At 54.5% G+C, this 12,405-nt stretch carries 10 protein-coding genes; 1 reads left to right on the forward strand and 9 read right to left on the reverse strand.

Translation table 11 applies throughout. From position 1 onward, the window contains the following. Positions 1-59: 59 nt before the first annotated feature. From HUE57_RS13955 to HUE57_RS13985, 7 genes are all read right to left on the reverse strand, one after another. Positions 60-2,846, reverse strand: a complete 2,787-nt coding sequence (locus HUE57_RS13955; protein ID WP_174673387.1) for a hypothetical protein — start codon at positions 2,844-2,846, stop codon at positions 60-62. Between the two features lie 365 nt (positions 2,847-3,211). Continuing rightward, on the reverse strand, positions 3,212-3,655 hold the full coding sequence (locus HUE57_RS13960; protein ID WP_078482195.1) for a hypothetical protein: 444 nt from the start codon (positions 3,653-3,655) through the stop codon (positions 3,212-3,214). An 84-nt stretch (positions 3,656-3,739) separates the two neighbouring features. Then, positions 3,740-4,702: a hypothetical protein gene (locus HUE57_RS13965; RefSeq protein WP_135621904.1), complete on the reverse strand. Its 963-nt coding sequence runs from the start codon at positions 4,700-4,702 to the stop codon at positions 3,740-3,742. Between the two features lie 108 nt (positions 4,703-4,810). Further along, a complete protein-coding gene (locus HUE57_RS13970; protein WP_174673388.1) occupies positions 4,811-7,999 on the reverse strand; it encodes a hypothetical protein in 3,189 nt (1,062 codons plus the stop codon). A gap of 23 nt (positions 8,000-8,022) precedes the next feature. Next, positions 8,023-8,358, reverse strand: coding sequence for a hypothetical protein (locus HUE57_RS13975; protein ID WP_174673389.1), 336 nt, complete (start codon positions 8,356-8,358; stop codon positions 8,023-8,025). Next, positions 8,327-9,397, reverse strand: a complete 1,071-nt coding sequence (locus HUE57_RS13980) for a hypothetical protein (protein ID WP_174673390.1) — start codon at positions 9,395-9,397, stop codon at positions 8,327-8,329. The genes HUE57_RS13975 and HUE57_RS13980 overlap by 32 nt, the downstream gene beginning before the upstream one ends. Then, entirely contained in the window at positions 9,394-9,621 is a 228-nt protein-coding gene (locus HUE57_RS13985; protein ID WP_078482190.1) for a hypothetical protein, read from the reverse strand. The genes HUE57_RS13980 and HUE57_RS13985 overlap by 4 nt, the downstream gene beginning before the upstream one ends. Positions 9,622-9,878: 257 nt before the next feature. Between HUE57_RS13985 and HUE57_RS13990 the strand changes: the two genes are divergently transcribed. Further along, positions 9,879-10,349, forward strand: a complete 471-nt coding sequence (locus HUE57_RS13990; protein WP_078482189.1) for a hypothetical protein — start codon at positions 9,879-9,881, stop codon at positions 10,347-10,349. A 3-nt stretch (positions 10,350-10,352) separates the two neighbouring features. Here HUE57_RS13990 and HUE57_RS13995 read toward each other — a convergent pair whose 3' ends face one another. Next, positions 10,353-10,961, reverse strand: a complete 609-nt coding sequence (locus HUE57_RS13995) for a PilZ domain-containing protein (protein WP_172840046.1) — start codon at positions 10,959-10,961, stop codon at positions 10,353-10,355. A gap of 16 nt (positions 10,962-10,977) precedes the next feature. After that, on the reverse strand, positions 10,978-12,384 hold the full coding sequence (locus HUE57_RS18730) for a MotB family protein (RefSeq protein WP_269087621.1): 1,407 nt from the start codon (positions 12,382-12,384) through the stop codon (positions 10,978-10,980). Positions 12,385-12,405: the final 21 nt, after the last annotated feature.

A 12,405-nucleotide genomic window follows, 5' to 3' on the forward strand; every position in this document is an offset into this window, starting at 1 on the left:
CTCCGTCGTTCGCTCGCGCTCTCAACTACGAATATACAGACGGCGTCGACTATCGGGGACTAACCGCCCTCACTTCGCTCTCCATGGCGGTCAGCGGAGGTGTTGATATTCAGGGTGCTATCAACATCGACTATGCCGCCGTCACCACCACTACCACCCTCTCCACCCAGCGCCACCGACACGGAACCACCCGAGACACCTAACTGAGTCGCCGATGAGACGGTCAGCCCTGCATTACCACCACCGCCACCAACACTCTGCAGCAATACACCCGTCGCACTATCACCACTGGTGGTGACTGCTCCGCCGGTACCATCGAGTTCAACTCGACCGCCATCACCACCACTACCGCCATCACCACCCAGTGCGACTGAGACCGCTGCGAAGGTACCAACGGTTGCCTGAACCGTGGTGCCGCCATTACCACCGCCACCACCAACACTCTGTGCCAACACACCCACTGAACGGTCGCCGAGTGTGGTCAAAATTGAGGGAATCTGACTACCGCCTGAGTCAAAGCTATCCATGGTGACGGTAACCTCGGCACCGTCACCACCCGAGGCACCTGAACCACCGATTGCCAGTCCACCGATAACGGAACCGGAGTAGCTCGATCCACCGTTACCGCCACCGCCACCGATTGCTTGAGCAACGATGCCAAAGGCGTCGTTGCCCGCCGTTGAGATGATGCCACCGTGACTCACCGTGACATGGTCGGCATCACCACCCGAACCACCACTACCACCAATCGTGATCAGGCCGCCGCTGCTACCACCATCACCACCGCCACCACCAATACTCTGGGCGAAAATTGCGGTCGATTTATTGCCGAGGGTTGAGATCGATCCATCATTATCGATGGTGACCGCATTGGCGTTGCTGGTTGAACCACCGGAGCCACCGATCGCCACCAGTCCACCTGAACTACCACCGGCACCACCACCACCGCCGATGCTCTGGGCAAAGATGCCACGCGCCAAGTCACCTTCAGTACTCAATGAACCACTATTGCTCACCGAGACCACACCGCCCGTGCCACCGGCAGTGCTGCCGCCACCCAGTGCAACCAGTCCACCCGATGACCCACCACTACCACCACCACCACCGATACTCTGGGCAAAGATGGCATCGGCACCACTCCCTTCAGTGGTGATCGAACCCGTTGCGGTGTTGGTCACCGTCACCGTGCCACCATTACCACCACTGGAACCGCCACCACCCAGCGCAACCAGACCACCCGAACCACCGCCCGAGCCACCGCCGCCGCCGATACTCTGCGCAAAGATGCCGCGTGCATCGACGCCTGCGATTGAGAGCACACCGCTGTTGGTGACGGTCACGGCCGCACCGTTACCACCGGAGCTTCCACTACCGCCCAGTGAGACCAATCCACCACCGGCATTGGCCGAACCGCCACCACCACCGATGCTCTGTGCCTGAACCGCGTGTGCACTAATACCCAGGGTTGTCACCAGGCTACCGGCATCATTGGTTATCTCGACACTACCGGCGTTATCACCCGTTCCGGCCGAGGCACCGAATGAAGCGATACCACCCGCACCACCACCATCACCACCGCCGCCACCGATGCTCTGAGCAAACACACCGACTGAGTAATCCCCATCGGTATAGATCTTCGCCGTTGAGGTATTTGTTATAGAAACTGCACCACCGGTTCCACCGGTCGTGGCATCACCACCAAAAGCGACGATGCCGCCTGCATCACCACCGTCACCACCAGTGCCACCGATGCTCTGACCAAAGACGCCGTGTGCACCCTCGCCACGCGTGTGAACCGTACCGAGGTTGGTAATCGTTACCGAACCACCATTACCGCCATCGGCACCACTACCACCAGCCCCGACGATGCCCCAACTATCACCACCACTTCCCGCGGCACCACCAACACTCAGGCCGTAGATTCCGTGTGAACCCTCGCCAAAGGTATTGATATCGGCCTCATTACGGATATTTACACTACCGCCATCACGCGCCTCACCACCTGAACCACCACCAGCGAAGATATAGCCGTTACCACCATCACCCGCGATGCCACTCTGGCTATAGGCAAAGATTCCCTCAGCATGATCGGCCGTGGTTGACACGTCGGTCTTATTTGTCAGCGAAACGCTTCCGCCATTGCCGGCATTGCCACCTGAATAACCATCAAAGACACCATAGGCGTCACCACCGTCACCACCATCACCACCGACGCTGGCAACAGTAATTCCGGGGGTCTCCGCAGATGTGGAATTGATCGTGCCATGCGTCGTCTCCACGACGCGATTGATGGCCGGACCGGTCGCTCCATCGTCACCATCCGAACCCGCCTTACCGATCGTGAAGCAGCCAAAAAAACAGATCTCAATGCCGTAGGCGTTACCACCATCATCACCGTCTCTGCCGGTTGAAACCTCATCGATGACACCCGAGGTGGCCACCGGCGCAACAAACTCCCCAGCACCCGCTCCGCCGCCACCGCCACCGTCGACGACATAGCTGGTGTACACGTCCTTAGACGTTGCGACCTCATCGACATCAGCCGGATCGAGTTTTAAGAAGACGCTAACAACATGACCCGCACCGTTCGTACCCGTAGAAACAATCGTGTAGATATTACTGCCGCCAATCTCCTGAACGGTTTCTCCAACTGTTGTCTTGGTCAGAAGAAAACCACCATCACTGGTCACCACATACTGAATCTCGCCGGAGCTGGCAGGAATCAGTTCGACAACGGTGGTATCGAGTCCGGTCACTGGATTGAGAACGGTGTCACCTACGTTACTCGCAGGTGTGGGTGGAACAGCCGCTGATGCAGAAACACTAAAAAGCAGCAGAAACAGCACAACCGCTGTTAACAGCAGGTATCGAATAGAAGAGGTATTGGGATGATTAATTCGAGAATATGCTGAGCGAGCGCAACCACTAGACGCAGGGTTCGTCGTGTTATTCACTTCAATGTTCCTTATTTAAAGCGAATCGACTACCGAATTAGTAGATCAGAGAGGCAGTGATTCGTTGCATTCAAAAAACTACAAAACAGCTCATCAATAAACCAATTTCGTTGCCGGTTATCGAATATCTTCAAAACCCATAAAATATAAGGTTTTTTGGATGGAGGTAAAAATACAGCAATCGATCGATTCTGTCATTAAAACAAGGTTATTTATTAAATAATAAAGTAAAAGATTATCATTCCCATTCTAAAACATTATTGAACCAGTGATGTACGATCCCAGTTCAGCTGAAGCTGTAATAGATCAGCTTTAAATGCACCACCAAAGCTCATCATCTTGCCACCCATGAATGCCAGGGAGAGTGATTCGTTCAGCTGAACGATGAGACCTAGCTGGGCCTGATGGATAAATCCATCATCGACATCCATATCCCCTCCTCCACTGACACCGACATCGTAACCCGCACTCAATCCAATACGATCAAGCAGCTTATAGTCGGACTCGTAAACAACACCAAACAGCCCCTCTGCAAATGAGCCAACATTTCCGCCATAGGCCCACTGTGTACTACCACGTAATCTTAGCGACTGGCTAACCGGCATACTCAATTCAAGCCCGATGAGATGCAGCGCATCGTCATAGGCAGCTCCCTCATCGTTGAGAGAGTGATCGTCCGGTAGATAGGTTTTTTGCGTCAAGGCCGCACGCCAGTCGATTCGACTGAACTGATCAGCATCAAATAGTGCTGCATATTCTGCTGCAGTTACTGGTATTGCCGCCTGTCAACCAATTCCGATCTCATAGGCATCCGCCTTAATTTCACCCTCGAGTGCAGCCATGCGACCTGCCATCGCTTTCACGTACCAGTGTTCGGAGAGTTCGAGACTTAGCCCCGTCATCAGGTGTACCGTCAATCCACCACCAGTATCGATACGACCATCGCCAGCCAATCCCAGCAGTGCCTTACTCTCCCAATTGAGCCCAGCAAACAACGGAACCCTGGCACCGAGTCCTGCGGAGATGGAGGCATAACCATCTGAGCCGCCGCCCCCGGCACCGTAGAGCTCAACGCTGTTATAGAAAAAATGCGAGAACTGGTGATCAAACTGGATACCGAGCAGATTGAAGTCGGTATTCTCCCCTGCACCACCGGTGTAGATACCACTACGGTGCATTGGGTGATCATCATCGGTCGCGTAGTGCATCAGGCTCGGCATGATGCGATAGCGTTCCAGCTCACCCTGATAGGGAGTGACCGATTCACTGTTATCGAAGATCTGTCGCCAACTGAACGAGTCGAGTCGCAGCCCTGCGACCAGATGTGTATCTGACGACTCATTTGCTGTGGTGTTGGGAAAATCGGTGTGGGCCACACCCATACGCCAGTAGGGACCACCCAGTTGAAACTCAAGCATGGCGTGCGCTCGGGTGATCATGCCACCACCAGGAAAGGTCAGTCCGGAACCGCCGCCGCCACCAAAGTGATAACCGAGATCGAGCTTGAGTCGACGGCTTAATTCAAAGCGATTGCCGAGCGTCGCGCCCATGGTAAAGAAGCCCCCCTCCTCACCCACGGCACCACCGTAGCCACCAAATCCGAGGTAGCTGCTGGGCAGTGATTTGAACGGCATCAGGTCGTAGTGGAACCCGACCACCCCCATCTCATCGCCAGCCGGTAGTGGGATCACCTCATAGGAGCTGCGCCAGGAGATCGGCATCGACTTATAACTGAGCATTTCTGCCAACGCACTACATGTTGTGAACAACAGAGGCAATGCGCTCAAGCAGAGCACCACCTTGGTAATATTTAATCTCATGGTCCCGTATGAAATCTGATGGGTTGAACCGTAAAACTAAGGCCCAACCACCGCACGGGTGAACTGTGCAATCGAGGCTCGTGCATTGTCGTAGTCACGCAACCACTGGAAGCCGGTATAGGCCTCGGCACCGGTAGTAATCACCTTGAACCCCTTATCGACCATCTTGACCCCTTCTGCAACACGTTCACCCGCAACGGCACCGCCCTTGATCGTGGCGATCACCACCAGTCCCTGACCGATCACATCAAAACCCAGATCGATATCGGCCTTGTAGAGTTCAAGGTCGAGCTGTTGGTTGGTCACCTGACGTTTGAATTCAGCAATCTCTGCGTAGCGATTCCTGATCAACAGATTCGAACCACCACTTTCGGATATCTTTCCGTTGCCCCATGCATTTGCCGCTGCCGTGATCGCAGTTTGTGCCTGCTTGCGATCCTCACCCATCAAGCCGGTCACAAGCTGACCCTTCCACGGTTTTCCGGCGATATCGACAACACCCTTCATCAGGATCTTCTTCAACCAGTACCAGGCAACATGTTTATGGTGGGCGACGGTGCCACGCATCACCGACACGAAGTTCTTCTTCAGCTGTGCCATCACGAACTGTGCAACACGACCCTTAATCGCCTTGCCACCCATCAATGCAAAGTTCCCCGCCTTGAAGCCGGCCGACTTAGACATCTCATCAATCTTGAGTTTTTTATCATCGAACAGATCAATATTGGCCAGGTTGGCGAGGCCATCCATCACGTTAACCAGCGAATCGGCGAACTGTTCGGCCGCATGGTTGGCAAGATCATCACCTTCTCGCAGGGCTGCCATCAGCAGGCCGACGCGGACCAACTGATTGCGATGCAGCTCCACCTCCGCATTATTGGCGGCCGCTGCAATCTTCATCGGGAAGTAGGTAGAGAGTAGCTGTCTGATCGCACCAGCCTGATAGCCGTAGTGTTTTTTCTCCATCTCACGTACCGCGGCACGGGCATTGGTGACGAAGTAATCGGTATCCTTGTCGTATGCGCTCACTTTGAGCGGTTCGGAGAGCACAAACTCGGCAGGACCAACACTCTTGGCAGGATCACCATAGATCAGTTCAAACTGACCATCCGCGTTACTCTGCGCCTCCACCAACACCCGTTTCTCTTTATCGACAAGGCGAATAAAGAGACCATTGATCGGCAGCACCTCCGGCATCACCACTGTCCCGTATACGCCCTTCCCGACGGGATAGACCACCTGCCCCTTCACAACGCCATTGTTGATATCGGCCAGCGCGATGGGAATCGATTGTTGTGGGGCGTAGCCATTACGTTCAAGCTGCAGTTCAAGCTCGGCAAGGCCGAGCAGACCCGCCTTCACCTGCACCACAAGCTCTTGCTTCTTGAGCTTGGCACGTGCGGTAAAGCGCACCTGTGGCGCCCACTTGCCCGCCTGCATCACCTCCTGTGTTATTCGTGGTGGAAGATACTCCACCAGCATACGACCCTCACCATCAGTAACCTGACCATTGGGGAAACGCAGCTCACCCTTTTGCGGCAACCGCTCCCAGAACGAGAGATCGACCCTCTCTCCGACAACCGCTTCACCCTCGCCATCGCTGAAACGCACTTCCATTGAGACAGCCGTCGCACCGTCGAGCACGATACCCTGCTCAAACGTGGCACCGCTACGCACCAGCTCAAAGCTTGGTGATAGCTCCTGTTTTTTGACATGGATCGTCTCCGGTGCTGGTGCACCTCCACCGCCACCGCGCAGTGAGAAGCGCGCAATACGCATATCCATGTAGCTGACGTAGATCGAACCGCGGTGGAACCAGAAATTTTTCGACCAGGCCTTGTCACGTGAACTTGTAATCGCCTTTCCCGTCAGCAGATCGATCTCTTTGAGTTTACGGCCCGCCCTGGGGCGACTGTAACGGAAATGCTGCGATTCGAGGCCCAGCGAGGCGACATAACTGAAGTCACGCAGTACCCGTTTCGCGTGGAAGTAGTAACCACGCCGATCCCCAGCCAATAACGATCGTCGGGTACCACTGGCGAGCGTCTTGTCATCCATTGAAGTCAGTTTGTTACCGGCAGGCAGCTTTCTGAGCAGCGTAACCTTGCCATCACCCGGTGCAACACTGATAACGGCCTTGAGCCAGTTCTTTCCGGTTACCTTCACGTGCAGTGTGCCGTCGGAAGCCTGAACCATCCCCTCTGCATGGGTATAGTCACTACCGACACCAGCCACCTGCGCCACGATCTCGAGTTTGCTCTCTGTAGGGGAGAACCTCGCTACTACCAGTCGGCTGCCCGATACACCCTTGGGTGGCCGCGCCTCGGCGATGAAGTAGACCCAGTCACGGATCACGATGGGCGGGTTGTGGTAGATCCACTTGTTGATCTCCTGCCAGACGGGGGGTTGATCGCGATCCATCTCCGGTTTGGCATCGGCATTGAGATCAGCAGCCGTTCTGAAGCGGCGGCTATAGCTGAACGCACCATGCGACTGGATAAACGCTCCGCTCTTGTTGTACTCGATAATATTGCCGAGCCAGATGGCGTAGAGATGGCCCTGACTATCAACAAAGAGCGGGCGAGGATAGCCACGAGAACCATGTTTTGGATCGTCCTTGCCCAGATCGTACTTCGCCGAGAGCCGTCCACTGGGCGAGAAGCGAGCCAGCACCTTCTTCCTGTCGTGGCTGAGCTGTCCATAGATATTGCCCTGCCGATCGGTCATAAAGGCGATAAAATTCTGCTTGGGATCCTTGATCGGTGACTGTAGACGCCCTGCCGGCTCAATATCGTAGACAAAGGCGTAGAAGGAGAGGCGCTTGGAGAAGGAACCAACCTGCGGGAAGTTGGCATCCTGAAAGGTGACGGTCACCTCATTCATACCGCTTTTGACCGGGATTACTGCCTTTTTCCTACTCAATCCTCCCACATCACGACTCAGCTGGCCGGTGGCACTCATGCGTATATCGTAATGTTTTCCCTCAGGCAGTTTACCGAAATACTCATGGACCGCACCGATATCGCATCGCACCACCACCTCCGGTGTTGTACCCTCGGAAACGGCAACCACCACCGCCTCACGATACTCGATCAGTTCCGGTTTTCGATTGAAAACCCGCACCATGCCTGTCTCATCGACATCCTGGATAATGCAGTCGCGGAAGAAATCCTCCTTGGCGTAAACGGAACTGCTCGAAACAACGATCAGTAAGGGAACTAGCAACAGATATCGAGATAGATTAATTATCATTTCTTATCGATCTCCTCAATTATCTGTTCCAGCTCATCGCCTGCCTGCTCCAGCGTATCGCCGAGCGATTCAAACAGTCCCGCCTGACGGATCTTGAATTTCACCCGCTTGAGCCGTTTTTTACCCACTGAGAGATCGACCCACGCCTTACCGACTGGCAGCGTCTCCTCAGCCGTTTTCAGTTTGAGCCAGAATGCCACTTCAGAGCGCCCCGATTTCAACTTCAGCGTGGTGCGTTTCACCGCTCCCTTACGTCCGGGCAGATACCAGTGGGCAATGATCTCTCCACCCTCAGGCGCCTCAATTTTGCCCACAGCACCAATCGGCGCCATGCATTGAGAACTTCTTGCTCTTACCCTTCGGCCCCTTCTTGCCAAGTTTTTTGGCGAGGTAGGCATCAACTATTTTAATCGCCGGCACGGGGGGTGACTTCACACTCTTTTTAGGCGTTGTAGTCGCAGCAGAGACCTTGGGACGTTTCACCTCGGGTGCAACGCCCACCTCCTGTGGAGGTCGACTGGTGGCCACACGAGGACGTGGTGCCGCCTCCACCTCGACCAGTTTTGGTGCATTCTCTTCAACACTAAAATCGATCGATGCCACTTCAACCTGTACAGGCAAGGGAGTAATGAGCTGCTCAGGCAATTTAGCTGGTTGTGGTAAGCCGATGACAAAATCGACCTCGGTGAGTGATCTGCCCCGCCCCTCAATGACAACTCGGTAGAGCCCCTGTCGCCAGCCGGCTTTATCGGGTGTGAACGAGAATTGCCCCTTGTCGCTACGTTTTTGTAGTTTTGCCGATGCAGAGGCAAATGGTTTCTTTGATGCGGTATCGAGGCGATACCATTTGGCGGTCAGCTTCTCTCCGGGAATGCCGTGTTCATATTCATACCGAAGGTGGATCGTTGAGGTGGTAAGGGGAAACTGATTGGAGGCCTTGGCTAACTCTCCATCACGACCGATACCAGCAGTGAAGAGTTGAATGAACCTGATATCGGCTTGCGGTGCCTGACGACGCTGTTTGGCTACCGCTTGCTCTATCGTTGAGCGGGACTTGGTGCTACTAGCCAGACGTTTAAGCAGATCCTGACGAGTCGACTCATTACCGCTCTTCACCCAGGCGAATGTCAGTGCTTCGATGACGGCTTCATCCGCAAAGAGCTGAGTAGTTTGTTGTTCAAGACTATCCTCAACCGCACGACCGGAGAGCGTTTCCAGAGGGTCACCGCTCTCACGAGTGCTTCTGCTCAGCCAAGCCTCGGCACCACGTTGATCACGCTTCTCCACCATCTGCAGAAGCGTTTCAAACTCACCTGCCCCCGCGAGGAGCGGCAGCAGCAGTAACGATATGAACAGTGCGATCACTCTCACTGCTGCGATCCCTTGTCCGCTTTTGTCGATGATTTCTTTTTATCAGAGCTCTTGGCTGGCTTGATCGGGACCGTCTTGATGATTACAGCACCCGCCTCATAGTCCTTGCTATCGATCGAGGCCGCGGAGATGGGGGTTGAGAATATGAGCGTAAACAACAGCGTACTGAAGAGCATTGCCGAGTTTCGCTGCACACAGACAGGTGCGGCGCTGGAGAGCAGCATGGATGAGCCTCTTTTTTATCTTTGTTAGGGAACCGCCGTCACGCTCTACCCCGCAAATATGGCGAAAAGTGAACTGACAGAGGTTGCCGGAGTCTTAGTCAAAAGCTACGCCGCCCCCCTGGCATGTCAACGCGGATAACGTTTTAAAACTATCAGGTAAAGATCGACCAAATGGTGCCGATTTCTATACTAGAAATGGTGTTAATCGACATTAATCAATCCCCCTCGACAGAGGTGGATAAGGAAACGAAAGATCGATGAAAAAGATAGGGTGGCAACTACTGATATTACTGCTCATTACAGGTGGTGCAGAGGCGGGACGTGAGACCTACCTGATGAACAGCACACCAGACTCACTCAAGGTGTTTGTCGACTCAAATAACGTCACCCTTGTAAAAGAGGCGCTAGAGAAAATCGTCTACAAACGGTTACGTGCGTGGAATATTACACCCGTGGCTGGCTTCGCATCGGCCGATAACAAAGAGGTCGACCTCAACATCATTGTCGATGGCAAGATGTTCAACAAAGCCGATAGCAGTGCCTTTCTGGTCAACGTCTATTTCGGCACCAAGGTTGAACGCTACGGTTTTGTCAGTACCGAAACGGCCTGTCACAAGTTTGGCTATGCACGGGAGAAAGCGGTACTGGAAGCGGTCAATCAATGTCTCGATGAGATACTACCCAGCTACATCAAGGCGAATCAGATCACCCCGGCTGTAGAGCAGTAACAACTAGACTTCGTCAGGAAAACGCTGCTCGTGCAGCTCAACGGTCTGCTTGTGCAGCAGATGTTTAACTAGCAGATCCCGATCACTATCACGAATAGTATCCATCTCAACCGAGATGTAATAGGGCTGCTCCCCCTCATCCTTCAGGTCGGTCGTCGAACTGACGACTCGACCGATAAAACGAATACCAATCTGGGTTGGGAAAAGCACCAGTCGCACCTCCAACATGTCATCACGATTGAAGGGATTCGCCGAGAAGAAGGCGACTCCACCGGCACTCAAATTGACCGGTCGTGATGGGCAGTCGATTCCGGTCAACTCCTCGACCGCCATCAGTCCCGCCAGGATGTTCATCTTCTTATCGACCTCTTTGAGGAAGGCAGCAATCGTTGGAGAACTTTTACTGATCGTTCTCAGCTGCATATCCATTGTTCTGCTGGAGGTCGCGAATTTTGCCGCCACTGAGAAGCGGTCGGGTTGATCGGAGTGGATACGCGCCCTGACCGTCTCCAGCTCATCGCTCTGGAGCTGACGGAAATCGATGGCAACACTGTCGTTAAGCCTGAAGAATTCCCTGCGGTCGGCGCTGCTCTTGTTTTCACTATCCTGCATATCGAATCCGTTACTCCTACTCCGAGGGCGGTAGCACCAGCGGTCGCTCAATTCCCAGGCTGGGTAACTCAATAATAGCACCATCAAATGAGCCCTCGATTGCAGACTCTTCAAGGCCACCCGTCGGATCCAGGCTTACACCTGAAGGTGTGGGTCGCTCCGGTGTGGCTGGCGCAGGCCCCTCCGCATCTGTTTTGTCTGGCTGAGGCGCTATCGGTGCTGGCTTGCGACCTGCTCTGATCGCCGCCTCATCGGCGAGTCTCTGTGCCTCAAGCCGTGCTGCCTCCTTGGCCTGCAGTTCTGCCTCTGCTTTAGCTTTCGCAGCAGCCTCGGCCTTGGCCTTCGCCTCGGACTCAGCCGCTAGTTCTGCCTCAGCACGTGCCTTGCGATCCCCCTTTTCAAAAGAGGTCGTCTTCTCTACCACGCTATCGCTACGTCCTTTTTTCAGACCACGACGCTGGTCCCCCACAAGCTCTGCCTTCTTCTCGCTGACCTCTGAGAGTGCGCTGTCATCGACCATCTCATTCTCATCGACAGCGGCATCATCAGGGTTCTGCAGCAGCGTGATCTCTACACGGCGGTTCTTCTGGCGATTCTCAGCATTGATATTGGGTACCAGGGGGCGAGTGTATCCATGCCCCTCGATCATTAGACGCTCGGGGACGATATGTGAGGTCCAGTTGAGCTCACCCACAACCGTCGCTGCGCGTGATGAAGAGAGCTCCCAGTTGGATCGGAACTGCGCGGTATCAATCTGAATATCGTCGGTGTGACCCGCCACAATGATGCGTCCGGTCGCCTCACGCAGCACATTACCGAGCTTTTCGAGAATGGGAATTGCCTGCCTTTTCAGGAAGGCACTACCGGGACGGAACGAGACCTTCTCATTGAGACGGATAATGATGCGATCACTCTCCTTCTCGAAATCGACCGCACCCGCCTTGGTCTCTTTCTCGAGTGCAGCGCGAATCTTGTCTGCAATGCTCTCCTTGCGTCCATCAGACTTACCCGATTTCTTCTGCTCACTCTGGCGACTGACACCCTGCATTGAGGCTGACTTGATTGGAGTAATGACGCTCTTTTTATCCTGCGATGTCTGTCCCTTGTCGAGATCGAGGTAGTGCTTCATCTGGTTAGTGGTGTGCTGTTGAACGACTTTCAGCGGGGTAGGGTCGGGGCGTCCCGGACTGAACTCACGGGCGATGACACTAACACCACGCGGCGTCTCCTTGGATGAGATCTGGCGCTGGACACCAAAGGCGTCCTTCATCGAACCGGCCACCTGTTTGTAGTAGTTGACGTCCATCTCTGAGAAGGAGAGCAGCAGTACGAAGAAGCACATCAGCAGTGACATCAAGTCGGCAAAGGTCATGACCCAGCCTGGCATCCCCGCTTCGCATTTTTTGCACTCTTCCCCTTCCACGCGTTAATTCGCCAGACGCAC

The sequence above is a fragment of the Candidatus Reidiella endopervernicosa genome, assembly GCF_013343005.1.
GTDB lineage: Bacteria > Pseudomonadota > Gammaproteobacteria.

What these genes read in the sequence shown, in the direction of transcription:
- HUE57_RS13975 (WP_174673389.1), bottom strand. Translation starts at nt 8,358, where the DNA reads ATGGCGCCGATTGGTGCTGTGGGCAAAATTGAGGCGCCTGAGGGTGGA.
- HUE57_RS13985 (WP_078482190.1), bottom strand. Translation starts at nt 9,621, where the DNA reads ATGCTGCTCTCCAGCGCCGCACCTGTCTGTGTGCAGCGAAACTCGGCA.
- HUE57_RS13990 (WP_078482189.1), top strand. Translation starts at nt 9,879, where the DNA reads ATGAAAAAGATAGGGTGGCAACTACTGATATTACTGCTCATTACAGGT.
- HUE57_RS13995 (WP_172840046.1), bottom strand. Translation starts at nt 10,961, where the DNA reads ATGCAGGATAGTGAAAACAAGAGCAGCGCCGACCGCAGGGAATTCTTC.